The sequence below is a fragment of the Sporosarcina beigongshangi genome (assembly GCF_033485195.1).
Classification (GTDB): domain Bacteria; phylum Bacillota; class Bacilli; order Bacillales_A; family Planococcaceae; genus Sporosarcina; species Sporosarcina beigongshangi.
On the sequence record NZ_JAWLIR010000006.1, the window covers coordinates 243,145 to 268,864 of the forward strand.

The following is a 25,720-nucleotide window of genomic DNA, read 5'->3' on the forward strand; positions in this document are numbered from 1 at the left end:
TGGATGCCCTATACTTTTTAACATTAATCAATCAATTTGTGATAAACTATTCCATAAAACAATTTTCCACACACAAGGAGTGTTTTTCATTGAAGATTGAACCATCGTTAAAAATGTCCATCTTTGAACCGGCTATTTTTGGTGATTTAAAAGCGGCTGCTGAAGCGAAAAAAGCGACTGGCGCTGAAGTGGTTGATTTAAGCTTGGGAAGTCCAGATCTTCCACCGGATGAAAAGGTGAGGCAGGCTTTATCCGAACAAAGCGCCTTGGCGACTACATATGGCTATACACTCAGCGGCACAAAACGTTTTAATGAGGCTGTGGCGAATTATTATCAACGGCGCTCAGGTGTTACACTCAACCCAGATACTGAAATCATTCAAACAATGGGGTCGCAAGAAGGACTTGTCCATTTACCTTTTGCTCTTTGTAATGAAGGAGATATCGTACTGACAACAAATCCAGCCTACGTCGCATACGATGCAGGCATTAAACTCGCAGGTGCTGTTCCTTATTATATGCCGTTGCGTGCGGAAAACGGATTTTTACCTAATTTAGATGACATACCGGAAGACATTGCACGAAAAGCGAAATTGCTCATTTTGAATTTGCCGGGCAATCCTGTTCCCGCTTTACCGGATGCAACGTTTTTTGATAAAGTCGTTGCATTTGCGAAGGAGTATAATGTTCCTGTCCTCCATGACGCAGCTTATTCGGAATATTACTTTACAGGTGATTCTCCAAGTAGTTTCCTTTCGACACCGGGGGCAATGGAAGTCGGCATGGAAATCAATTCTTTGTCAAAAAGCTTTAGCCTAGCGGGTGCTCGCATCGCTTATATTGTTGGGAATGCAGAGATGATTAGTATTATTAGGCAGCTGAAATCGAATTTGGATTACGGTATATTTGGACCGATTCAAGAAGCGGCGGCAACTGCGTTAGACCATGCAGAAGAAATTACAGATCGTTTGCGCAAGGAGTTTTCTCAGCGTCATAAGGTATTGATGAACGGGTTAGCCGAAATTGGCTGGTCCGTAACGCCTTCGAATGGGGGCATGTTCGTCTGGGCAAAATATCCGTTTGAGTTGGATGATAAAGAATTTGTTTTCAAAGCTATCGAACAATGTGGTGTTGTCATGGTTCCGGGAAGTATCTTTGGCACGGAAGGTGCTGGATTCGTGCGTTTAGCGCTTGTGCAAAAAGTTGAAGAACTGGAAAAAGCAGTTGCTCAATTGAGCACGCTAGATATGTAAGTAATGAAGTGAAAAAAGGCAGAAAGGATAGTCTTAACAGTCCTTTCTGCCCTTTTTATTCGTCAATAGCAACAAATATCTGTCAGTCGAGTAACCCAGATAATTTGCACACGGTGTATAAGTGATGAACACCCCGAAATTGATTGCTATTGAGCTGGTTCAAATAATGAAGGGAATCCTGTGCAACTTTTCTCGCATTTTCAACGTTATGATGATCTAATTCTATCAGTACTTCTTTAATGGTATCGAGAGAATAATCTGCTGAACGAAGTGTACGTATCATCAAAACTTTACGGACAAGGGAGCGGTTAAATTTTCGATAGCCGTTATCTGAATCTCGTTCAGGCGACAGTAACCCCATCATCTCCCAGTGGCGAATAGCAGAGCTTGGAATATCTGTTTCGATGGATACTTCGCCGATTGTCATCCACTTTCTTTTGCGGCTATTGTCCAACTCCTCAAGCTCTTCTGTCTCAAGAATTCGAATGGTTTTCTCAGCGGTCTTTTTGTCATAGTGAAGGGAAGATTGAGCTTCGTTTACGAGCCAAAGTGCATCGTCCACTTCCTTCACGAGAACCTTTTTCAATGCCTTTGAGGTTAATTCGAAGCCAAACCCGGGCGCCATAGCACGAATACATTCGAAATACGCCAAATGTAGCTCTGTGTACATTCGATAACCATTCTGCGCGCGCTCAACGGGTGGGATGATTCCCCAACTTTCATAATGTCGTAATGCACTTGTACTAATATTGAGTTTTCTTGCGATTTCGATAGGCTTCATTTTGCAGGCTCCTTTGGATGAAAAGCTTGTAGAAAAAGCTTAAACTACCATGACGGATTAATCCAATAAAATGGTGCTTTAATGAATTGAACCTTGCTGTTTGCATCTATGTTGTAAGATGGGGATATAGGTTGATTGGTGAAAGGGTTGTATTGTATACTTACCTCCCACTAAAAAAGAGTCAATAGACTGGAGTTGTACATAATGGACAAGAAACAAGTCAGCTTAAAGCCGTTTTTCTCTCTTATTTTATCCACAGGGATCCCGAAGCTTGCTCTAGCTGTCGGTTTAACAGCAGGTGTACTGACAACGTTAGCAGGTCTGGTCGTACCGTTGTTAACGAAAAATCTAGTAGATGGTTTTTCGGTAGCATCACTAAGTGTACCGATTATGATTGCGATTGGGGTAGCATTTATTCTCCAGGCAGTGATAGACGGGGTATCTATTTATTTACTCAGCTATGTAGGGCAAAAAGTAGTAGCTAGTTTGCGTGAAAAAATGTGGACGAAGCTCATTCGTTTGCCTGTTAGCCATTTCGATAAAGAATCGAGCGGTGAAACGGTGAGTCGTGTTGTCAATGACACGGGAATCGTTAAAGAATTAATTACGCAACATTTTCCGCAATTCATTACCGGTATCATCTCAATCATTGGTGCAGTCATTATTTTACTCGTGATGGACTGGAAGATGACACTTATTATGTTAATTTCGGTGCCGATTACAGTTGCCATCATGGTTCCATTGGGCGCTAGAATGGCAAAAATCTCTCGCGGCTTGCAGGATGAAACAGCTGTATTTACAGGTCACATTCAACAAACACTTGGTGAAATTCGTTTAATGAAAGCTTCTAATGCGGAATTGAATGAAGAGGCGAGTGGCAAAGCCGGAATTCAAAAATTATTCAAATTTGGTTTGAAGGAAGCACGTATTTTTGCATTGATTGCTCCTTTTATGTATTTGGTTGTCATGGTCGTGATTGTCATGATTATCGGCTACGGGGGGATGCGTGTGGCAAGTGGCACGATGTCAACAGGTGAACTTGTTGCCTTCCTACTCTATCTATTCCAAATTATTTTCCCGATTACATCCTTTGCGATGTTCTTTACCCAGCTACAAAAAGCGAAAGGTGCAACAGAGCGTATTATCGACATTTTAGAGCTGCCATTGGAAGAAGGGCAGGATGGTTTGGCGATGGATATTGCGGGCAAACCCGTTCAAGTTGTGGATGTATCATTTGCTTATGAGGAAGATGAGCCGGTTATCGGTAATGTGTCCTTCGAAGCACAGCCTGGCGAAATGATTGCTTTTGCTGGGCCGAGTGGCGGAGGGAAAACGACGATGTTCGGCTTGCTTGAGCGTTTCTATGAACCAACAGCTGGTGAAATCCGGATTGGCGATACACCTATCAAAGAATTGTCGATGGCATCATGGCGTAGTCAAATCGGTTATGTTTCACAAGAAAGTGCCATGATGGCTGGGACGATTCGTGAAAACTTATGCTACGGTTTAGAGGACGGCGCAAGTATTTCGGATGAACGGCTGTGGGAAGTGACTGAAATGGCCTATGCTGATGAATTTATTAAGAGCTTTACGAAAGGTTTGGACACTGAAGTTGGCGAGCGTGGTGTAAAACTTTCGGGTGGGCAAAGGCAACGTATCGCTATTGCACGAGCTTTTTTACGGGACCCGAAAATATTAATGATGGACGAAGCAACCGCCAGTCTCGACAGCCAATCAGAGGGCGTTGTCCAAGATGCGCTGACACGCTTAATGGAAGGGCGCACTACATTTGTCATTGCCCATAGGCTATCAACAATTGTCGATGCGGATAAAATTATTTTCATCGAGAACGGGCAAGTGACAGGTAGTGGAACACATCAGGAATTGACACAATCACATGCGTTGTATCGCGAGTTTGCAGAGCAGCAATTGGCGTAGGAATTGAAAAGAGTGCTGAATCATTACGATTCGGCACTCTTTTTTTGATTATATCAAACCTGCAAATAAGCCCCTGTGAAGGAGTTTTCATTTGCTGCAATTTCTTCCGGTGTCCCTTCAGCAACAACCGTCCCGCCAGCTGCTCCACCCTCAGGCCCAATATCAATGACCCAATCGGAATCTAGGATAATATCACTGTTATGCTCGACGACAATGACGGTATTGCCAGCATCGACGAGTTTATTTAATAGGACTAAAAGTTTTTTCACGTCAATTGGATGCAACCCGGTGGATGGCTCGTCCAATATGTAAAGCGTGTGCCCTGTCGCAGGCTTACTTAATTCACGAGCTAATTTCAGCCGTTGTCCTTCGCCACCAGATAGTGTTGTAACGGATTGTCCCCATTGCAAGTAGCCAAGCCCGACATCGGACAATAGCTCGATAATCGTTGCAATCTTTTTATTCTCTTGGAATAAAGGTAAGCTTTCCTCGATGCTTAAGTCAAGAATACTCGAGATGGTATAGCCTTTGTACGTCACTTCTAACACTTCGTCTTTGAAGCGTTTACCATGACAAACAGGGCAGGGGACTTCTAGGTCGGGCAGGAAATGCATATTGACTAGCACATGTCCGAGTCCCTCGCATGTTTCACAGCGTCCACCGGCCGTGTTGAAGGAGAAGTGTTTGGATGTTAATTTATTGTTCTTCGCTTGCGGTAACTTGGCAAATAAGTTGCGTAGCAGCGTAAAGACTTCGGTGTACGTTCCGATATTGGAGCGCTTCATGCGTCCCATTGGAGATTGTCCCACTGTAATCATTTTCGTAATGGCTTCAAATCCTGTAATGCTATCACAGCCTTCAATATGTTTTACATCTGCTTCACCAGAAGATAGTACGTCGAATAGCAGCGTAGATTTACCAGATCCCGACACACCTGTTACGGTAATAAAACACCCGAGTGGAAATGACACAGTAATATTTTTCAGATTATGTTTGTGAGCATTATGAACGGTTAACTGTTGTCCCGTCCCTCTCCTACGATTTTTAATGATTGCTGAATCTTCACGTAAAAATGCGCCTGTTATAGAATCAGACTGCTCTTTTAATTCATCTAGTAGACCTTGCCCGACAACTTGTCCACCTAATCGGCCCGCACCTGGCCCCATATCAATAACGTGGTCGGCCTCTTGCATAACGGCAACATCATGTTCAATCACGAGCACGGTATTATCTAAATCACGAAGTTGTTTCATTACTTTAATCAAACCTTGCGTATCTTTTGGATGTAAGCCTGTCGTAGGTTCGTCGAGAATATAGAGAACACCCGTCAGTCCGGAGCCAAGAATCGAAGCTAATCGTAGGCGTTGGGATTCACCGCCAGATAATGTAATCGCTTGTCGATCGAGTGACAAATAGCCAAGACCCACGTCGATGATACGCTGCAATTTGATCGTTAAATCATGGAGGAAAGTTTCGACGAGTGGTCTACTATCAGCTGTCAGCTCGTGGTCCACCTTGTGAAGCCATGTCAGCATGTCTTCAAGGGCATACTGTGACACATCAGAAATGGAAACACCGGATACTAAAACTTGTCGGCTTACGGTTTTTAATCGTTTACCAAGGCAATCGGGGCAAGTGTGCTCGTAGAAAAACTCGGCTTCTCCTGAATTACCCTCTTTCTCCTTATATCTTCTCCACATGCCCGTAATAACGCCCTCGAATTTTCCTTTACTGACGCTTTTAGGTGGTTTGACATCTGGGAAGTGTGCAGCGAAGACGTCGCTTTCAGCTCCGTAATACAACAAATCACGCTGGATGGCTGTGTACTCTTTTAAAGGAGTTTGAATGTCGTAGTTAAAGCCATAATGCTTAGCGGCAGCCTCTAGTATATTACCTTGGTACGTGTTGTACGCCTCGAACCAAAATGTCACAGCGCCATCCATGATGCTAAGTTCTTCATTAAAGACCGCTTCCATGTTGATATCCGCAACCGTCCCCATACCATCGCATGTCCCGCAAGCTCCTTCAGGTGTATTGAATGAAAAATGTGAGCGCATTAGTTTCAGTTGTCGATGTCCACAGCTTGGGCAATCGATAAACTGATCATAGCTTCCCTCATTCGTGATCACTTCGTTGGTTGGCGGAATGATGGCTAAACAGTGCTCACATGGACGCTCACCTATTTTTTCATAGACAAGTCGCAAAAAGGTATACATATCAGTGACGGTTCCAACTGTTGAACGAGGATTGCGATTCGTGACGTGTTGTCCAATACTAATAGATGGGGAAAGTCCGATGATGGAATCTACGTTGGGTTTGCTGATGGCATCTGTCACTAAGCCGCTCGATTCCATGTATTGGCGCTGGCATTCCCGTTGTAAAATGTCCATTGCAAGTGTAGATTTACCCGAGCCTGACGGACCCGTTAATACTACAAATTGATGCTTCGGAATAGCTAGTGAGATATTTTTTAGGTTATGCTCGCGTGCGCCGTTAATAAGAATATGATTGTTCAAAATAAAAATCACTCCAATTCTTTTGATACCATTAGTATAATACATGAATGCAAATGATAAGGTTGTGCAAATGGTATACGACATTACTGCGTTCGTTGACGAAAAGTCCGTCAAGGGGCTTGAATGTTTTCTTGTAGGATATCTAGTGAAAAGTTGTTGCGACAATCATTTTGTGTTAAACTATTCTCACTAGTAGTGAAACGGAGGTGAGGAATGATGTTAGATACTGTGTATGCACGTGAAAGCTTATTGGAATACTTAGCCACTTCATGTGCGATTACGCATGAAATTTCGCCTAACGGGATAAGTCTGTCCTTTTTAGCCAATTTCAGTAATCACACAGCTGTTTAGCATTGATTCCTTACAAGAATTTTTAAGGGGAAAAGATCGCTTACACAGGGTCTTTTTTGCGTTGTCTAGGTACCCTGCGCTTTTCGTAAGTTGCTTCCAGCTGTGACCATAGAACGAGGGGAAGCGGAAAATATGATCTGTACAATTCAACAAATTAGCAAAATGCTTGGTGGCAATACGATATTTGAAAATCTTTCATTGGACATAAAAACAGGAGATAAGTTAGGTGTTGTCGGACGCAATGGTAGTGGGAAAACAACATTATTTAAGCACATTGCAGGAGTGGAGCGTCCGGATAGCGGCGCACTACATTTTAAAAAAGGGACTAAAATTGGCTATTTAGCGCAAATCCCTTCATTTGATAAAGAAATTACTGGACACGACGTACTAAATAGCGCATTTGAAGAGTTAAAGGCTATGCAGGCGAAGATGGCGCAATTGGAAGTGGAGCTTGCCGATCCTCAGCAGGATGACATGGAAAAGTATCTTCAACTCTACGGAAATTTGCAGGAAGAGTTTGCCCGTCGTGACGGCTATACGATCGATTCAGAAATTGATAAGGTCATTAATGGCTTGCAATTACAAGCATTTGTAGGACGCTCTTTTTCACAATTAAGTGGCGGCGAACAAACGAAGATTATGCTCGGCAAGCTGTTATTGACGAAGCCCGATTTACTGCTATTGGATGAACCGACGAATCACTTGGATTTATTTGCAGTGGAGTGGCTGGAAGGCTATTTAACAGATTATCAGGGAACAATTGTTATCGTTTCGCATGATCGTTACTTTTTAGATTGTGTCGTGACAAAGGTTGCGGATTTGGAAGAGGGAGAGCTCCATCTATATTACGGAAACTATTCTTCCTTTATTCACGAAAAAGAACAGCGTCTGATGCGAGAATTCCAAGATTACGAAGAGCAGCAAAAGAAGATTAAGAAGATGAGGGAAGCCATTAAGCGGCTGCGTCTGTGGGCGAATGAGGCGAATCCGCCGAATGCGGCATTGCACCGGCGAGCGCGTAATATGGAGCGGGCGTTGGAACGAATGGAAAAGGTTCGAAAACCGCTTATTGATCCGAAGAAAATGGCACTGTCGTTTGAAGCTGCACCGCGTAGTGGCAAGGAAGTGGTTGTTATGGAAGGGATCACCAAATCGTTCGGGCAGCAGCCATTGCTGAGGGCAGCAGATTTTCATGTGTACTGGAAGGATCGGACGGCGATTGTTGGTCGCAATGGTAGTGGTAAATCGACAATCTTGAAGATTTTATTAGGAGAATTAGCAGTAGATAGTGGACTCAGCAAATTGGGGAGCAATGTGAAAGTTGGCTTCTTGTCGCAGCATTTTGAAATTGCCGATCCGAAAGCTCGTCTTATCGATGTTTTTCGGGCAGACGTCCAAGTAGAAGAAGGAGCGTCACGTCATTTATTAGCAAAATTCATGTTTTACGGACCGGATGTGTTTAAGCGCATAGGTGATTTAAGTGGTGGGGAGCGGATGCGGCTTCGTTTGGCCCAGCTCATGCACCAGGATATCAATTGCCTTGTGTTGGATGAACCGACAAACCATCTAGACATTGAATCACGCGAGGTGCTTGAAGAAGCGTTGGAGGATTTTACAGGTACGATCATTGCGGTTTCGCATGATCGTTACTTTTTGAATAAATTATTCACACGCACGGCGTGGTTGGAAGACGGCGCCATTATGACGTTTGACGGGCCGTATAATTGGGCGCGTGACAAATGGCAGGAGCTTCAAAGTCGGAAGATAGTTGAAGAAGTGGCACCTGTAGCGGTGGCGAAGCTTGTGAAAGAAGTGAAGGCTGTTGTTAATGTAGAAGAAGAAATTGCAAGGCTAGAACTAGCCATCACTTCATTAGAAACAGATATGGAATGTGAAACGGATTGGGAGAAATATGAATCGTTAACAGCGGAAGTGGCTAGTTTGAAAGAGCAATTGTCGTCTTATTATGAGCAGTGGATGAGTGAAGTAGAGTAAATGTAGTGCCTGGTGAGGAAGAGATTCCTTGCTGGGCATTTTTAACGAGTCAAAGGTCCTGGAATGACGATAACTCTACCCAATTGATCGATAACCCTTCGCAATTGAACGATAACTTTGTTGAATTGATCGATAACGCCTTCGAATTGATTGATAACTTGCCGCAATTGAACGATAACTTTTTTCTGGCTAGCCTTTGTGAAGCTGTTTCCAATTAATGAAACTTATACCCCATGCATAACGTTTCAATAGTAGGACTGTTTAATGGAAAGCATAAAGGGGGAGTAAATATGATGGGGTGGCTGAATGTCGGTAGTCTCGTGCTCGGACTAATTGCGTGGATACTTCCTATTGTAAGCCTCATGCGATATAAACAAGGTAGGCATAAGAAGTGGGCTGCATTTTCTATTATGAGCGTCGGCGCTTGTGCAGTTTCGTTATATTTCCAGATTGTTTATAACCACCACCTAGTCACGATTAATGATTGGAGCGCACTTATGGATACAACGGGCGCCCTGGTGAAAGTCGGTGCAGTTCTTCTTATTGTTACGCTTGTATTAAATACAGCGACGCTGATTGTGTATCGTGATAGAACAGTAAAGTAATTTTACTACCGTTCAACGAAATTTATAGCATTTTCGTCTATAATATTTCATTCCAAAGAAAAAAACTTGCATAATTCCACCTCCAGGAGTAATATAATGACTGGATGACTGAAAAGGTATTTCGGTCACTTTTCTAATCCCTTCAAAGTGAGGTGGAGAAATGGATCGCAGGCAGGAAATTTTAGAGGCGGCAGCTAAATCATTTTCGCTTTTCGGCTACAAGGCGACAACGATGGATCAAGTGGCCAAAATTGCGAACGTTGGTAAAGGAACCATCTATACGTTTTTTGCCAACAAGGAAGAGTTATTCAATGCGATTGTGGTGAAAATGATCCATGAGATGAGGGCGGAAGCAGATTCAGTTTCTGTCGAGGGCGCACCTTTTGAACAAAATGCCCATGCGAGGCTGATGCGCATGCTCAAATTCCGTGAAACACACCAATTGTATGCCATGCTTGTCGATGAAGAGAAAGAACTTCGAACACCAGCAGTCATTGAAGTGTTGGAAACGATCGAAAAAGAAATCGTTTCTTATATAAAAACGAAGATTGAAAAAGCGGTTGCTAAGGGCGAGCTGAAGCCTTGCGATAGCGAGCTTGTCGCTTATTTATTATTCAAAGCGTATATGGCACTTGTTGCTGACTGGGGGAAAACCCATGATATGGAGCTCGAAGAACAGCGCATTGTTGCGTTGTTGAGTGGGACAATATTTAAAAGTCTCTTAGTCTGAGACTTGTTTTTTTATTCTAAATTGACCATTTGAGGAAAACGGTCAATTAGTTCTGAAGGAGTGTGTATCATGAAGAAAACGATGACTTGGGCGGAGTGGAAACAACTGCTGCGCACACGAAAAATGCTTGTCCCGATGATTGCAATTTTATTCATCCCTGTGTTGTATGCAGGAATGTTTCTGTGGGCGTTTTGGAATCCTTATGCCAATATGGATGATTTGCCCGTCGCGATTGTCGATTTAGATAAAGGGGCGGAAATGGATGGTGAGCAGCTGGCCTTAGGTCAGGAGCTAGCCGATCAATTAATAGATAGTAAGCAGTTTGATTTCCAAAGGGTTGAGAAAGCAGATGCAGAAAAAGGACTCAAAAATCAGGATTATTACGTAGTCATTGAAATACCGGAAAACTTTTCGGAGCATGCAACAACGCTACTGGATGATGAACCGGAAAAATTGACAATTATTTATAAACCAAACGAAGGATTCAACTTCTTATCTGGACAAATTGGTGAGACAGCAATGGACCGGATTCGTGCGGAAGTGAATGAGAAAGTTGCTTCGACGTATGCAGAAAAGTTATTTGATTCTATCATGGAATTGGGTGATGGTTTTGGCGAAGCAGCAGACGGTGCAGGTGAATTGCATAACGGAGCTACAAAATTAGTAAACGGCGCCGACGACTTGAAAGGTTATCTTGAAACATTGGCTGGTAGCACCATTACACTGGCAGATGGGTCCGATAAAATCGCTAAAGGAGCGAGTGATGCGGCTACAGGTGCGGCTGAGTTGGATAAAGGACTTGGTACTTTATCGCAAGGTTCACAGGAACTGTTGGCTGGAGCGCAAAAAGCTTCAGCCGGTGCAGGTGGATTGAAAGAAGGTCTCACAAACTATACAGCTGGTGTTGGTCAGTTGGCAGCAAGTTACGGACAAATTGGTCAGAAGGAACAGGAATTTAACACCGCTATAGGCACGTTGAATGAAAAATCGCAGCAACTTAATGGAGCCGTAGGTCAACTAACAGGAGCAGCGGCTAATGTAGCAACTGGAATTGAGGGGTTATCAAAACAGCTAGGCCATGTTTTAGAAGGACTTCCCGCGGAGCAACAAAAAGCCATAGGAGAAGTACTTGGTCAATTGAAGCAAGGGAGTGCTCAGCTGTCAGGTGGTATGCAGGAGCTATCTACTGGGACTTCATCGCTAACAGAAGGTACTGCTAATCTAAACGATGCTGCTGGGCAACTCGCTGGCGCACATAGTGAAGCACTTGCAGGACTCGTTAAATTGAACGGCTCTTCTGCACAACTGCTTGAAGGAGCGAACGCTCTTGCTATAGGGAATAAAGACCTAGCGTCTGGCGTTACAAAATTTGCAGAAGGTGTGACAGCGGCGCAGCAGGGTTCATCAGATTTGGCATCCGGTCTTGCTGCATTGACACAAGGAACTGGTACGCTAAAAGAGGGAACTGATACACTCGCGTCAAAATCACAGGAACTCGCTGAAGGCTCTGTTACACTGGCAGATGGGCTGGTGGAGTTGGAGGAAGGAACAGTAACACTGCAAGAAAAACTAGCGGAAGCGAATGAAACCGCAAGTGAAGTGAACCCAACGGACAAAACGTATGGCATGGTAGGAGCCCCCGTGAATGTCGAGAAGGAGGGGATTAACCTTGTGCCGAACTATGGTACAGGATTTGCACCCTACTTCTTGTCGATGGGATTATTTATCGGAGCATTATTGCTGTCTATCGTCTTCCCACTTGTCGAACCGGCAATGAAACCAACAGGTGCATTCAGATGGTTCACGAGTAAAGTGTCTGTGCTCACCATTGTGGGCTTATTGCAGGCACTTATTGCGGTGGGGGTCGTGAAATTCGTCCTTAGAATGGAAATAATCAACACGCCGCTGTTCGTTCTAACGGCAATTATTACAAGCTATACATTCATCGCGATTGTTCAAATGTGCGTATCCATCTTAGGTGATACAGGGCGTTTTGTTGCGATAATCATCCTCATTTTGCAGTTAACAACGAGTGCAGGGACATTCCCACTTGAGTTGATCCCGGCACCACTGCAAATCTTCAACAAATTCTTGCCGATGACGTATTCCGTCCAGGCGTTCAAAGGAGCTATTTCCACTGGTGATTTTTCGGCTCTTTGGATGAACAACGGAATTCTCGTAGGGTTCACAGTTGCATGTTTGGCCGTCACATTCGGTTACTTTGCACTGTTGTATACGAAAAGATATTCGAAGAAGATAGTGGAAGCTTAACAGAAAGATCCTCCAACAGTACGCTATTGGGGGATTTTTTAAATGAAATCAAACCTTTCAGAAAATAATTCCTTATTTCGTGTAACCAAATCGATCGAGTACAGTCTAATGAGGTGACAAGCGAAAAGGAAAGGGGTGGTCAATTTGAAAAAATCGACAATAGGGTTCATTGTGGCTATTTTGATTGTCGCATGTGCGATTACTTCTTCTACCTTCATTCAACAAGGGGAAGTAGTAGCGGCGAATGACACGGCTACGAATCCAGGATGGAGCAAGGTATTTTTCAAGAATGTTAAGAAGAGCGATCTTTTCGTCACCAATGATCAAGGGAAGAGAGTGACGGCGGAAATCACGCTGAGTAACAAAGGAAAGACGGCTCATATAAAAGGAATAGAACCAGGTTTTTACACACTTAACGTCAAGCCTAGGGCGGTAGATGGTAAACAGTACGGAGCGCATACGTTCAAGTTTACAATCGATGAAGTACTGCCGAGGGTTGCGACAGAGAAGGAGTTAGTCGCCTATTTTGAGCGTGTGAAAAAACAGCAGTCTACTTTGTTTAGTGCACCGCAGGAAGCGGTTAAAGAGGAATCGGAAATGGCGGATTCTGCAACAGAAAACGCTGCAGGCTCTTCTGACCATTCGACGACGAACAACCAAGTCGCTGGTGTCGATGAAGCTGACATAGTCAAAACGGATGGAGACTATATTTACGCTGTTGTTGGGGATGGAAAGGTGTCAATTACAGATATCCGCGATTCGAAAAAAATCCAACAGGCTGCCGTTATTAAAATGGAGGAAGGCTTTTACCCTTCTCAATTATTTCTTCATGACAAAACGCTAGTCGTTCTTGGAGAGAGATATGAGCCTTATCGAGAGGAGAAACAGGCAGCCTCAAGTGACAGAATAATGCCAGTCAATAGTATGACGACAGTACGTTTGTATGATGTGTCGAATCCAAAAAGTCCATCGTTACTCCGAGAATTTGGGGCGGAAGGTTATATGAACGGCGCACGGAAATCAGGAGATATGTTGTACTTTGTCACAAATGTGCATCCGTATTTCTGGGCGTTGGACCATTTTGATGGCGATGTATTGCGTCCAAGTATGTATGATTCTAAAGAAAGCTCGGATATCCAGCTAGTTGATTATAAAAATATTACGATTTTGCCAGGTGCAACGGATCCTTCCTATTCCGTCATCACAGCCATAGATCTATCCTCACCGACTACGAACAAAGTCGTGACAAAAGGCTATTTAGGTAGTAGCGAACAACTGTATATGTCAAAAGACAATCTTTATCTGACTGCCACAACTTACGATCAACAGCAGACTTCGAATGCGGGTACTTCGAATATGACGATGATGTGGAATCCAGGTGTGGCGAATACTGAGCTATTCAAGTTTGCGCTGAAAGGAACGGATGTGACATTCCACAGTTCGACTGAGCTCAAGGGGCGATTGCTCAATCAGTTTTCAATGGATGAGTATAAAGGGAATTTCCGGGTTGTTATGACGGAAGGAACTATGTGGGATGACAAAAATCCGTCTAAAAATCATCTATTCATTTTGGATCAAAACATGAAATTGACGGGCTCTGTTGAAGGGCTTGCGAAGGGGGAGCGCATCTATTCCGCACGTTTCATGGGGGATAAGGCATACATGGTGACGTTCCGTGAAACGGATCCACTGTTTGTCATTGATGTGGAGAACCCGAAGGCACCAAAAGTACTTGGAGAGCTGAAAATTCCAGGCTTCAGTAATTACTTGCATCCACTGGATGAGAATCATCTCATCGGATTTGGTTATGAAACAGTTGCGGAGAAGAATCCAAACGGTGGTGAGCCATTCATTTTGACGATGGGCATGAAAATTTCACTATTTGACATCACTGATTTTGCCAATCCAAAAGAACAGGACACCGAAATTATTGGTGGCCGTGGAACGTATTCGCCTATCCAATATGACCATAAGGCGTTATTCCAGCATAAGGATCGTAACCTGTATGGTTTCCCGGTTATGGTGTACGATGAAATTGGAAAAGAACATTATGTTGAACTCCAAAGTATGGGAGCGCTCGTTTATGAAATTACACCTGAAAATGGAATTGTGTTGAAGGGGGATCTATTAACCAAAAATACACGCGGTGAACAGTATACGGAGTGGGATGAACAAATTCACCGCATGCTTTACAGCAAAGATGATTTGTATACGATTTCGATGAAGGAAATTAACAATTATTCATTGGATACATTTGCTCCAATTGGTAGCATGAAAATTGATTGAGTTGAAAAGGTAGTTTGTCTGCAGCCTAGCGTAAATGCTAGGCTGTTTTTAATGTCTTACCCTATGGTTTTGTACCTTTGAAATATGGCATTTTGGTGATAACTACGTTGTTATGCATATTGACATTGTCATTTGTGGTTTGCTTCGTTAAGATTATTCAAAAGGACTAAAGAGGAATTGATCTTCATTCCTCTCTGTATCAAGGGGGGACAGGGGTTGTCGATAGTAGATAAAGAAATGGCAATAGATTGCTGCCTACTTGCGGGTCGATTGATGATGGAGGCCGGGGCTGAAACGTATCGTGTAGAGGATACGATGGAGCGGATAGCCGTTACACAGAAACTATCTGCAACGCATAGTTTTGTAACGCCGACGGGCATTATTTTTACGCCAGGTAGTCCGTATCATACAAAACTAATTCGTATCAAGAGCCGATCGACGGATCTTGAAAAAGTCGCGCTTGTCAATGATGTTTCGCGCAAGTTATCTGCGGATGAATATACACTCGAAGAGGCTTATGCCAAGCTACAAGAAATCGAACAAGCAAATGTCATGTTCCCATTGTGGCTACAGATCATTGCAGCGGCCGTTGCGAGCGGCTGTTTTCTTATTTTATATGAAGGTGTTTGGTCAGATGTGCCTGCGGCCGTTTTCGCAGGTGGGGTTGGATTCATCATTGCTACAAAAATCCAAGAGCTAACGAAAGTTAGTTTTTTCGCAGAATTTGTTGCAGCATTGTTTATCGGTCTCATTGGTTTCGGCGCTATTTCTGTTGGGCTTGGTACAGAGTTGGATAAAATCATTATTGGGTCAGTCATGCCGCTCGTTCCTGGTCTGCTCATTACAAACGCAGTGCGGGATTTGATGGCTGGTCATTTTGTATCTGGATTATCGAAAGGTGCAGAGGCATTTCTGACGGCTTTTGCAATTGGTGCTGGTGTAGCACTTGTGTTATCTTTTTGAACGGAAATGAGGTGAAGAAAGTTGACGTGGATTATACAGGCGGTATTTAGTTTTCTGGCAGCGGCGGGGTTCGGAATAATCTTTAATGCGCCACGTAGGATGTTATTCTATTGTGGTTTTGTAGGGATGACGGGATGGCTCATTTACAGTGTATTTAATGCGTACTCGGGAGATCCGATGCAAGCATCCTTTCTGGGTGCCTTTGCTGTAGCTATCGTTGCACATCTTTTCGCAAAACGCTTCAAAATGCCGATGATTATCTTTAGTGTGGCTGGCATCATTCCACTTGTACCAGGAGGGTCTGCGTATAACGCAATGCGCCATATTGTTGAAAATGATTTTTTAACATCCATTTCTTTTGCTTCACGTGCTTTCATGGTTTCGGGTGCGATTGCAATGGGGCTTGTATTTGCGGAAGTCATTATTCAGTTGTTTTTCCAATCAATGACGAAAAGGAAGAAAGGGAGTGCCCTTTGAATTTCAAGGCACTCCCTCTTTCTTGATTAATCCAATACAATCATATCTGCGCTAATCGGGGCACTTATATAGTAGCCCTGGACAGCATCTATACCCATTGCTTTGAGCAGCTCGAATTGTTCTGCGGTTTCGACACCTTCTGCCACAACATATAAGCCCAATGATTTTCCTAGTTTAATCATTCCTTCGACAAGTTGCTGCGTCTTGGAATGTGTCAGCAAAGAACGGATGAATAGCTTATCGATTTTAATCTTTGAAATTGGTAAACTTTGAAGGAAACGGAATGATGCATAGCCCGTTCCAAAATCATCCAGTGCAAACTGGATACCTTCGTCCTGTAATTCCTTCATCTGAAGAATGATGGACTGCTCCTCTTCGGCTTGGAGCGCGAATTTCTCAGTAATTTCAAGCTGAATGCTACTTGCAGGGCAGCCTGTTTCTTCAAGGATTTTGGTGATTTTTTCTTTCATATGAGAGTTGTTAAACTCACGCACAGATGAGTTGACTGCGATGCTTATCGTTTGTCCTTCGGCTTTCCATTTGGTTGCTAAATTAGCAGATTCCTCAAGTACAAACGCTCCGATTTCATTGATCAGCCCGTTTTCCTCCGCGATGGGAATGAGTTCGTCCGGTGAAATGTAGCCGAGTTCAGCATCTTCCCATCTGACAAGTGCTTCGTACATAGTTACTTTGTTTGTAGCAATATCAAATTGGGGCTGATAGACAACTTGTATATTATTATGGTTAAGTGCAGTGAGTAATTTCCGGTCAATGATAGCTCGTCTATTCAAACCTTGGTGTGACGCTGCGGATAGTGAAGCGATTTTCTTCCCGCCATGGTCTAGTACCTCTTTCGTTGCGACGAGCGCCGCTTTCATCAAATGATTGTACGTCGATTGGTCTTCAGGATAACGAACGATACCTCCGCTAACAGACAGTGGCAATGCGCTATTTTCGATATAAATCGGTTGTTGCTCTAAAAATTGTAGGAACCCTTGTACATACCAATCACCAAACGGTGTAAGAACAACAAATTCATTGACGCCAATTCGAGCAATCGGGTTATCTTGAAAAAATCGTTTCAGTCGATTGGTAAATGATTTGATAAGCTCTTTCTCCGATTCGGAGGATTGCAAATCTTTTAATGTGTAAAAGTGATCAATCATTATGTAAACGAATGAGAAATGCTTATCTTCTGCAATTGCTTCATTGACAGCTGTTTCAAGCTTATAGCGACTCATCAATCCCGTTTCGTAGTCAATAAACGCAATTTGCTGAAGCTGCTCACGTAAATGAACTTCGTCTGTATTGTCTAATTCAAGAAAGGTGACAGAAATCAGTTTCCCATCCGATTGCATAGACGGGATGGCTATTAGCGTGACAAAATAAGGTTCAGCTAAGCGTGTTATTTTTTCAGCAGTTCCGAACCACGTTTTGCCGTTTGTGACGGTGTTCCAAATAGCATGAGCCTGATTTTGACCGGCGTCCGTTTCAGGGAACATTTGCCATAATGTCTTTCCGAGGATACGCTTAGGTGTCCATTTGCTTGTGTCTAAAAAATTTTTGTTTGTATAAGTGATGGAGCCTTCACTATCCGTTCGGTTCACCATATAAAATTGTTCAAGACTCTTCATGATGTCCGGTAATTCGGGGGAGTCCGGTACGAGTTGCTCATTTTGTGGTTTCATAATAATGTCTCCTCCTGGATGTACTATACTCCTATTATAGAGAAGTTTTTCCGTCTGTACATCATAAAATGAAGAAACGGATGACATTTTACTTATATTGATAATAAATTGCTGCTGTAGAGGGGGTAAAAAGGTGGAGAGGCTAAAAGGGATTATCATGATTATTTCGGGTGCAATGCTGTGGGGTGCCACAGGACCTATGATGGAGTGGATTCTGTTAAACAGCGACATGACGGTCTCTTACATGCTGACAGTCCGCCTACTTATTGCGGGATCATGTCTGCTTGCGATGTTGAAAATACAAGGCAAACAAATAAGTCTTCCGTGGAAGCATAAGGTTTGGGCACGGCAGTTATTGATTTTTGGTGTTTTCGGTATGCTCGGTGTCCAATACACGTTTGTAGCCTCTATTGAATCAAGTAATGCAGTCATTGCAACATTATTTCAATTTCTTGCACCGATTTTTATTATTGTTTTTGTAACGTTTAGGCAAAAAACATGGCCGCCTGTCGTACAGGTCTTAGGTATGTTCGTCACATTGATTGGTCTATTTCTACTACTGACAAACGGCTCGTTTTCTGGATTTGCTTTAAGCAAAGTAGCGGTGGTTTGGGGAATTGCACTTGGGTTCGCTTTTTCATTTTACACATTGCACCCAGTTCGGCTCATGCAAGAATGGGGTGTTTTACTAGTCGTTGGTTGGGCAATGATTATTGGCGGCGCGACACTTTTTCTAACGAACCCTTTGCAAATCATCAGGCATCTCGACTATCTGAAAGATTGGAATATAACAGCGATGCTCTTTCTCGTCATTATCGTTGGGACTCTTGCATTCGTCTTATTCTTGAGTAGTATGAAATACATAACTCCAGTCGAAACGAGTATATTATCGAGCTTTGAGCCACTGACAGCAATGGTTATTTCGGTGTTGTGGTTTGGCCAAGTGCTCGGTGTGTGGCAATTAACGGGAGGGATCGTCATGCTAATTGGCGTGACGTGGTTGTCGATTGCGGGGAGTAAGGTGAAGACGTAAAAATAGAGAAGGACCGACTCCCATTGGGGCTCGGTCCTTTTGTTATTCTTCAATGTATTGGATAGAACTTTTGGAAGACACTTCGATTTCAACATCTTCTGGAACGATTAAATAGATAATGAAATGTCCCGCGGTGTAGCTACCACTACCACTCGATGAATATCGCGAACTGGTCAGCTGATTAAGGAAAACAGTGTCATAGGAATGAGCGTATTGGATTTTAGTCATCGGCTGTTGAGGGATAGTGATGAGACTATCCTGCCAAACGGGTTTCTTCACATTGATTTTATCGGAGAAATCACGTTTATTGATCAGTAGCATCGGCTTAAAAATGAATTCCTCAATAATGCCCTCCAAATTACTTCTGCGCTCAACAAAGAGTGAGGCACCGTCATACTCATTTTGAATGGTAAGTGTGTCATCTGCTTGATGTGTTCTTTTTTCTAAGAACTGTGAAGAATGGACGGCTTCCTCGATATCACCAATGCTTAGATCATAATTGAACTCGTTAGGATCGGCTATTGATGCATGTGGTTGATAGAGTCGTTCAACGATTTCAGTAGTCACTAGCACAGCGAACAGAAATACAATATAGCCAATGATGAGGGCGAAATGTCTTCTGCTATTAAAGCTAGTCGGTTTATATTTCTGAAAGAGGACGTAAAACGCGATGGCGATAAGGACCATGAGTAATAAAGAAATCATTTTTTTACCTCCAAGCGATTGGTAATAGCGGTGGCGATAGCAAACAACCCAAGGATAGTACCACTTACTTTCAATAAAAAGATAGTGATGGAATGTTCATTCCAAAAAAAATCAAAAATAGGTTGAATAATAGAGAAACCACCTATAATAGATAGGGTGATCCATCCTACGATGAAAAGTAAAAGGAAAGCTTTATTCCGTTGGATAAACATACCGATAGCATAGCTCACCATAAAGAACAGCATCGTATAGGCGATGGCTGTCATCAGTTGTATGAAGAAGTCAGCTGGAGCTGCGAAAAGTCCTTTGGAACTAATAATGATGTTTTCAAATTGTAGAAGGTTATATAATTTCAAAACAGATCCCATCAAAACAGCTGTTAGTCCACCGATGATGGAAGCACAGAGCATGAATAAGAAATTGGATCCGTGATAACTAAAACGATTCGTCACGAATGTAAAGGATTCATTGCGCTGCGAGGCAATAGTTAGTAGGAGTCCTACAAAGAAAGCCCATAACCAGGTAGCGACGACAATGGCTGTATTTGAGAAAAGTTGCTCAGAAACTTCAATTGAATTATATCCAGGTGCAGCCTGACGATAATTGCTTATAAAGAGACAGGCAAGTTGTAAAAAAATTAGTTTTGTGAACGCTGACGCATTGGCATTCATCTTAAACCGAAACTGCTGCCGAACGATATCCAAGAATTTTGGCTCAGTTAAATACATGATCAATGCCTCCTTGCGCTTTGGTCGTTAAAGCGATATATGCATCATTCGCCGAAACGGGTGATAGACTAATACCGGATGCTTGTAGGTGCTTGATTTGATCGTCAGTAAATGTGTTTTCAACGAGCCATTCAGAATAAGGGCCAAGTGTATGTTGGCTGATGATGTTTTTATCTTGTGTATGGATCGCCAGTAGCTCAGCTGTTCCTTGTAATGTGACAAACATTTCCTGAAGGTCAGTGATAGGACCATGGAATTGAACTTTTCCCTCATGGACAAGTAGAATATCCTCCAGTAAATCCTCGATTTCTTCTATATGGTGACTCGACACTAAAATCGTCCGTGGGTGAGCCGAATAATCTTTTAGCAGCGCACGGTAAAAGTCTTTGCGTACCGCAGCATCCATGCCAGTCGTCGGCTCGTCAAAAATAGTGAGTGCGCAATGTGCCGCAAGTCCAATGATGGCATTGAACGTGCTTTTTTTCCCTTTTGATAAAAGGCGGTGTTTGCCTCCTAAATGAAAGACAAAATAACTAATGAGACGACTAGCAAGTTCCCCATCCCAATTTGGATAGAAGCGTTGACATTCTGTCAAAATATCTTGCAAGGTCATCGAGTCTGGGAAGTGCATGGCATCGTCAATGAAAATCGTGTTGGCTGATACTTTTAAATTATTAAAAGGCTGTTCACCGAAAACTTGAATGGACCCTGAAGATTCTCTTAGAAAGCCGACAATCATTTTCATTAGTGTCGTTTTACCGACCCCGTTTCTACCGATAATGCCGGTTAGCACACCTTCCTCGATGGAAAAGTTAATATTACTTAGCACTTGATGAGCCCCGTACGTTTTTGTCACACCGTTACATTTAATGACAGTCATGATTCATTCCCCCTTTTTTGCGCGCGTTCTGCTGCAATCATTGCGAGTAGGTGTTGTTCATCGACGCCGAGAAGTGTCGCTTCAGTGAGCAACTCTTGAATGAGCCGCCGTAGCGTCTCTTCTTTCCGTTTTACAAGGAGTTTGTCGCGTGCATTTGGCGCCACAAACGTACCGAGACCACGCCGCTTATAGATGATTTCTGCTTCCAGCAATAGCGTCAGCCCCTTTCCTGCCGTTGCCGGATTAATGTTGAAAAGCTCGGCAAGCTGGTATTGTGAATAGACTTTTTCATCTGCAGGCAGCGTTTCGTCAATAATAGCCTTCTCGATCCACTCCGCAATTTGTACGTAAATCGGCTTCGAGCCATCTACGTCGAGCATTCGAGTCACCTCCTAAAAGTTAGTACATTACTGTTGTAATGTACTATATGTCATTTCGAAATAAAATGCAACTGGTAGGAAACTTGAAACCTGATATACAAACTAAGCGAAGGCGCCTTAACGGGGGTAGCCGAAGCTATAAGACTGACGGCGAAGCTGTCTGGCTTGTGGTGGGAGGCAACAGGGAAGGATGCAGTTCAACCCTTCCTCCCCCAGCGCCGAAGCGGCTTCAATGGGATCCACTGTATTACATGTCGAAAATATCCCTCAATTCAGTTTTATTGGCTATACACAACCCGACAGCTATGGGATAATAGGGTCTACTAAATCAAACACGGCTCGGCGTGTTTGCGTCCAGATTTTGAATTAAGCTTGAGGCCTACAGGATGTAGGTCATGCAACCGTTGCCGCAGGACGCGGCGAACTTAGGTTGCCTTAACTCCTTTCAAAATCTGTGACATCCGCCGGAGGCTTTAACCAACAGGAGGAAGGATGTAGTTTAATCCTTCCTTCTGTTGGTCAAATAATTCGTAAAACGAAAGAGTTTTCTGGGGGTCAAAAAATGAGAACAGTTTTTTTTTATGCGAAGCCATATAAATGGTCGATTGTCATTGCGCTAATTCTGATGTTATTTGAGCTAGCTGTTGAGCTCATTCAGCCACTACTCATTAAAAAAATTATTGACGATGGGATTCTCGCTGGCGATGAGACAGTCATTTGGACATGGGGAAGCGCCATGATGGCACTCGCCTTCGTAGCTTTATTTTCCGGAGTTATCAATTCCTACTTCGCCGCACATGTGGCGCAAGGCTTTGGGTATGATTTACGTCAGGCACTTTTTCGTCAAGTCCAAGCCTTTTCGATGGCGACATTCTTACGCTTTCCAACGGCTGGTCTCATTACTCGCCTCACAAGTGATGTAACGATGACACAAAACGTTTTGTTCATGGGATTACGCATTATGCTGCGCGCACCGTTACTTGTAGTGGGAAGTTTAATCATGGCCTTTTTCGTCAATGTCAAACTGGCCTTCTTATTAGTCATTGGAGCACCGTTTCTACTCGTATTTCTGTATTTCATGTCGAAAAAAGGGGTCGGCTATTTTGCAGGAGTACAGAAACGCTTAGATCGAGTCAACCGCGTTATTCAGGAGAATTTACAGGCGGTTAGGTTGATTAAAGCCTATTTACGTGGGATGTATGAGGCCAGTCGTTTTTCAAAAGTATCTGATTTACTTAGGAAAGACACGGTCAAGGCAATGCGCATGATGGAGCTCATCTTACCTGTTTTGTTACTTGTCATGAACGGCAGTCTAATGGCTGTACTATGGTTTGGTGCTGTGGAAGTAAGTAATGATGGAGCGCAAGTAGGGGAACTTGTGGCGATTGTTAACTACGCAATGCGGATGACAGGGGCGTTCTCGATGTTTGCATTCATTATTATTGCCTTTTCGCGTGCCAAGGCTTCAGCAGAGCGGATGGAAGAAGTCCTCCTTGCGAATGAAGACCTGGAAATTCACACGACGGAAAGTTCAGGATTGAGGCAGTTGGAAGGCGACCTACGATTTGACAATGTGTCGTTTAATTATCCTGGGAAGCCTGAACCGATACTTGATGGCGTATCATTTCATGTGTCTGTTGGAGAGAAACTCGCCATAATGGGCGCAACTGGTTCGGGGAAATCGACCTTACTGCACTTAATTCCGCGCATATTTGAAGTAACAAGTGGAAAGATTTTTGTCAGTGGGATTGAAGTAAAGGATTGGGCATTAAAAGACTTGCGCGATACGATTGGACTTGTGCCGCAGCAGTCGATTTTATTCACAGGATCCATTTTGGAAAACCTGTCGTGGGGCGATACCGAAGCGCATGTGGATGAACTGGAACTGGCAGCAAAAAAGGCACAAATCCATGAATCCATTGATCTCTTCCCGCAAAAGTACAGTACGCGAGTCGGACAAAAAGGTGTGAACTTATCAGGCGGGCAAAAGCAACGGCTATCTATTGCGCGGGCGCTTGTCCGCAAACCGTCCATTCTTATATTAGATGACAGTACAAGTGCGCTGGACGTTAAAACAGAAACAGCGTTATGGGATGCCCTTGAGGGGGAAGATGCAACAATGCTCGTCGTGACACAGAAAATACGCACAGCACAAGGTGCAGACAAAATCCTTCTCCTCGATGAAGGAAAGGTTGTCGGCTATGGTACACATGACGACTTGATGGAACAATCTATGCTCTATCAACAAATAGCACAATCCCAATCGGAAGGGGAGGTGAAATCCGATGCTACGCATAATTCGTAAACCCTTTGGCTATGAACCAATCATTACAAAAGCTGATTTAAAAGACCCCAAAAAGAAAAAGGGGGAGCGTGCAAGCAATTGGAAATCAGTACTCTACCGAATTTGGCGGCTTGTCGATGAACAGCGTGGCTTGCTTGTTACAGTACTGGCCCTTGTTTTCGTTAGCTCTGTATTGACGCTATTGGGTCCGCTGATGATTGGGAAAATCATCGATGATTACATCATTCGCATGCAATTTGATGGTCTTGCTACTCAAATTGGTCTGCTTATTGCTATTTATATTGGCCTATCATTTGCGACTTATTTCCAAAGTTTCTGGATGGTAGGGATTGCACAGCAAACTATTTTTCGATTACGCACAAGTTTGTTTGCCCATCTTCAAAAATTGCCAGTTACATTTTTTGATAAACGACAACACGGAGAATTGATGAGTCGAGTGACGAATGATATTGAAAACGTCAGTCAAACACTGAACTCTTCTTTCATCCAAGTGTTTTCAAGTGTTTTAACGCTAACGGGGACGTTGGCAGTTATGTTGTATTTAAGTCCATTGCTGACGCTACTGACGATGATTATTGTCCCTATTATGTTTGTGGCCATGCGCTGGATTACGCGTCGTACGGGTTTATTGTTTAAAGAACAGCAGCAGGCGGTCGGTGAATTGAACGGCATGATTGAAGAAACGATTTCCGGCCAGCGTATTGTTAAAGCCTTCTCGCAGGAACAGCGTGTCATGGAAGAGTTTGCGGAGAAAAGCAATCGACTTCGTCAGACCGGGTTCTGGGCGTTGACGTATTCTGGCTTTATTCCCAAGGTGATGAATATGTTGAATAATGCTGCTTTTGCAGTTGTTGCAGGTGTGGGTGGATTGCTGGCACTGAGAGGCGATGGAGTTGTGACGATTGGGACAATTGTTGTTTTCTCGGAGTTTGCACGCCAGTTTACACGTCCGCTCAATGACCTAGCGAACCAATTTAACACGGTGCTGTCCGCGATTGCCGGAGCGGAAAGAGTATTTAAGATTATGGATGAGCCAGTTGAAGAGGATGAAGCGACAGCACATACAGAGACAATTCTGCGCGGGGAAGTTGAATTTCGCAATGTGTCATTTGGTTATGCAGTAGAGACTGATGGCTATACAGTGGACGAGGTTTCGTTCCACGTACAAGCAGGAGAGACAGTAGCTTTTGTAGGGGCAACGGGTGCAGGGAAAACGACGATTATGCAATTGCTCGCTAGGTTCTATGAGGCTGATACAGGTGAAATCTATATTGATGGTATCCCAATTAGTGAGCTCCCACGAAAAACATTGCGTAGTCAGACGGCATTTGTGTTACAAGATCCGTTTCTATTTGAAGCGACCGTTCTTGAAAACATTCGCTATGGCAAGCTCGATGCGACAGATGAGGAAGTTATGGCGGCAGCCAAACAGGCCAATGCGCATAGCTTCATTAATCGGCTGGAAAATGGCTATGATACGCTGTTGACCGCGGATGGCGGCGAAATTTCACAGGGGCAGAAGCAATTGTTGTCCATTGCAAGGGCACTCGTCGCAGACCCTGTTCTCCTTTTGTTGGATGAAGCCACGAGCAGCATCGATACGGTGACTGAACTGGAAATTCAAGAGGCGCTAGATCGTCTGATGGAAGGTAGGACGAGTTTTGTTATCGCGCATAGATTGAATACGGTACGAAAAGCCGATACCGTCTATGTCATGGAGCAGGGGAAATTGATTGAGTCTGGTAGCCAACAGCAATTGATCGAACGACAAGGCGTTTACTTTAACATGTTGGCGGAATCGAAAGTATAAGTTGAAAAGGCTACCAGGATATAAT

At 43.5% G+C, this 25,720-nt stretch carries 20 protein-coding genes; 13 read left to right on the top strand and 7 right to left on the bottom strand.

The annotated features are described in order from the left end of the window. Nucleotides 1-89 precede the first annotated feature (89 nt). Nucleotides 90-1,253 (top strand): aminotransferase class I/II-fold pyridoxal phosphate-dependent enzyme, encoded by a 1,164-nt coding sequence (locus R2B77_RS05635; RefSeq protein WP_203247544.1) that lies wholly within the window; start codon nt 90-92, stop codon nt 1,251-1,253. Nucleotides 1,254-1,335: 82 nt separating this feature from the next. Here the strand turns inward: R2B77_RS05635 and R2B77_RS05640 are convergent, their stop codons facing one another. Continuing rightward, nucleotides 1,336-2,034 carry a MerR family transcriptional regulator gene (locus tag R2B77_RS05640; RefSeq protein WP_203247545.1) on the bottom strand — a complete coding sequence of 233 codons (699 nt, stop codon included), beginning with the start codon at nt 2,032-2,034 and terminating at the stop codon, nt 1,336-1,338. Between the two features lie 204 nt (nt 2,035-2,238). On the opposite strand from R2B77_RS05640, the gene R2B77_RS05645 reads away from it, so the two are divergent. Further along, nucleotides 2,239-3,972, top strand: coding sequence for an ABC transporter ATP-binding protein (locus tag R2B77_RS05645; RefSeq protein ID WP_203247546.1), 1,734 nt, complete (start codon nt 2,239-2,241; stop codon nt 3,970-3,972). 53 nt (nt 3,973-4,025) lie between these two features. On the opposite strand, the gene uvrA is transcribed toward R2B77_RS05645, so the two are convergent. Then, the gene (uvrA, locus tag R2B77_RS05650; RefSeq protein WP_203247547.1) at nt 4,026-6,488 is read right to left on the bottom strand and encodes an excinuclease ABC subunit UvrA; all 2,463 of its coding nucleotides are present in this window, start codon (nt 6,486-6,488) and stop codon (nt 4,026-4,028) included. A gap of 213 nt (nt 6,489-6,701) precedes the next feature. On the opposite strand from uvrA, the gene R2B77_RS05655 reads away from it, so the two are divergent. The 8 genes from R2B77_RS05655 (at nt 6,702) to R2B77_RS05690 (ending at nt 16,166) form a co-directional block, all read left to right on the top strand. Next, on the top strand, nt 6,702-6,839 hold the full coding sequence (locus R2B77_RS05655) for an RAxF-45 family protein (RefSeq protein ID WP_322555659.1): 138 nt from the start codon (nt 6,702-6,704) through the stop codon (nt 6,837-6,839). Between the two features lie 132 nt (nt 6,840-6,971). Next, nucleotides 6,972-8,834 carry a ribosomal protection-like ABC-F family protein gene (abc-f, locus tag R2B77_RS05660; protein ID WP_203247548.1) on the top strand — a complete coding sequence of 621 codons (1,863 nt, stop codon included), beginning with the start codon at nt 6,972-6,974 and terminating at the stop codon, nt 8,832-8,834. Between the two features lie 290 nt (nt 8,835-9,124). Continuing rightward, nucleotides 9,125-9,439 carry a hypothetical protein gene (locus R2B77_RS05665; protein WP_212391464.1) on the top strand — a complete coding sequence of 105 codons (315 nt, stop codon included), beginning with the start codon at nt 9,125-9,127 and terminating at the stop codon, nt 9,437-9,439. 160 nt (nt 9,440-9,599) lie between these two features. Next, complete coding sequence (locus tag R2B77_RS05670) at nt 9,600-10,169, top strand: TetR/AcrR family transcriptional regulator (protein WP_203247550.1); 570 nt, start codon at nt 9,600-9,602, stop codon at nt 10,167-10,169. A 69-nt stretch (nt 10,170-10,238) separates the two neighbouring features. Further along, the gene (locus R2B77_RS05675; protein ID WP_203247551.1) at nt 10,239-12,440 is read left to right on the top strand and encodes a YhgE/Pip family protein; all 2,202 of its coding nucleotides are present in this window, start codon (nt 10,239-10,241) and stop codon (nt 12,438-12,440) included. 144 nt (nt 12,441-12,584) lie between these two features. Continuing rightward, nucleotides 12,585-14,726 carry a beta-propeller domain-containing protein gene (locus R2B77_RS05680; protein WP_203247552.1) on the top strand — a complete coding sequence of 714 codons (2,142 nt, stop codon included), beginning with the start codon at nt 12,585-12,587 and terminating at the stop codon, nt 14,724-14,726. 237 nt (nt 14,727-14,963) lie between these two features. Next, nucleotides 14,964-15,689, top strand: coding sequence for a threonine/serine exporter family protein (locus tag R2B77_RS05685; RefSeq protein WP_212391509.1), 726 nt, complete (start codon nt 14,964-14,966; stop codon nt 15,687-15,689). Between the two features lie 21 nt (nt 15,690-15,710). Beyond that, nucleotides 15,711-16,166, top strand: coding sequence for a threonine/serine exporter family protein (locus R2B77_RS05690; protein ID WP_203247554.1), 456 nt, complete (start codon nt 15,711-15,713; stop codon nt 16,164-16,166). Between the two features lie 26 nt (nt 16,167-16,192). Here R2B77_RS05690 and R2B77_RS05695 read toward each other — a convergent pair whose 3' ends face one another. Then, entirely contained in the window at nt 16,193-17,854 is a 1,662-nt protein-coding gene (locus R2B77_RS05695) for an EAL domain-containing protein (RefSeq protein WP_203247555.1), read from the bottom strand. Between the two features lie 133 nt (nt 17,855-17,987). Between R2B77_RS05695 and R2B77_RS05700 the strand changes: the two genes are divergently transcribed. Further along, the gene (locus R2B77_RS05700) at nt 17,988-18,887 is read left to right on the top strand and encodes a DMT family transporter (RefSeq protein ID WP_203247556.1); all 900 of its coding nucleotides are present in this window, start codon (nt 17,988-17,990) and stop codon (nt 18,885-18,887) included. Between the two features lie 42 nt (nt 18,888-18,929). Here the strand turns inward: R2B77_RS05700 and R2B77_RS05705 are convergent, their stop codons facing one another. The 4 genes from R2B77_RS05705 to R2B77_RS05720 are packed head-to-tail and all read right to left on the bottom strand — an operon-like array spanning nt 18,930 to nt 21,580. Further along, nucleotides 18,930-19,592, bottom strand: coding sequence for a hypothetical protein (locus R2B77_RS05705; RefSeq protein ID WP_203247557.1), 663 nt, complete (start codon nt 19,590-19,592; stop codon nt 18,930-18,932). Then, entirely contained in the window at nt 19,589-20,320 is a 732-nt protein-coding gene (locus R2B77_RS05710; RefSeq protein WP_203247558.1) for a hypothetical protein, read from the bottom strand. Before R2B77_RS05710 ends, R2B77_RS05705 begins: the two co-directional genes overlap by 4 nt. Further along, nucleotides 20,307-21,200 carry an ABC transporter ATP-binding protein gene (locus tag R2B77_RS05715; protein ID WP_203247559.1) on the bottom strand — a complete coding sequence of 298 codons (894 nt, stop codon included), beginning with the start codon at nt 21,198-21,200 and terminating at the stop codon, nt 20,307-20,309. Before R2B77_RS05715 ends, R2B77_RS05710 begins: the two co-directional genes overlap by 14 nt. Then, a complete protein-coding gene (locus tag R2B77_RS05720; protein ID WP_203247560.1) occupies nt 21,197-21,580 on the bottom strand; it encodes a GntR family transcriptional regulator in 384 nt (127 codons plus the stop codon). Before R2B77_RS05720 ends, R2B77_RS05715 begins: the two co-directional genes overlap by 4 nt. Before the next feature lie 562 nt (nt 21,581-22,142). On the opposite strand from R2B77_RS05720, the gene R2B77_RS05725 reads away from it, so the two are divergent. Both R2B77_RS05725 and R2B77_RS05730 read left to right on the top strand, forming a co-directional pair. Further along, on the top strand, nt 22,143-23,885 hold the full coding sequence (locus R2B77_RS05725) for an ABC transporter ATP-binding protein (protein ID WP_203247561.1): 1,743 nt from the start codon (nt 22,143-22,145) through the stop codon (nt 23,883-23,885). Next, nucleotides 23,866-25,695, top strand: a complete 1,830-nt coding sequence (locus R2B77_RS05730) for an ABC transporter ATP-binding protein (protein WP_203247562.1) — start codon at nt 23,866-23,868, stop codon at nt 25,693-25,695. The genes R2B77_RS05725 and R2B77_RS05730 overlap by 20 nt, the downstream gene beginning before the upstream one ends. Nucleotides 25,696-25,720: the final 25 nt, after the last annotated feature.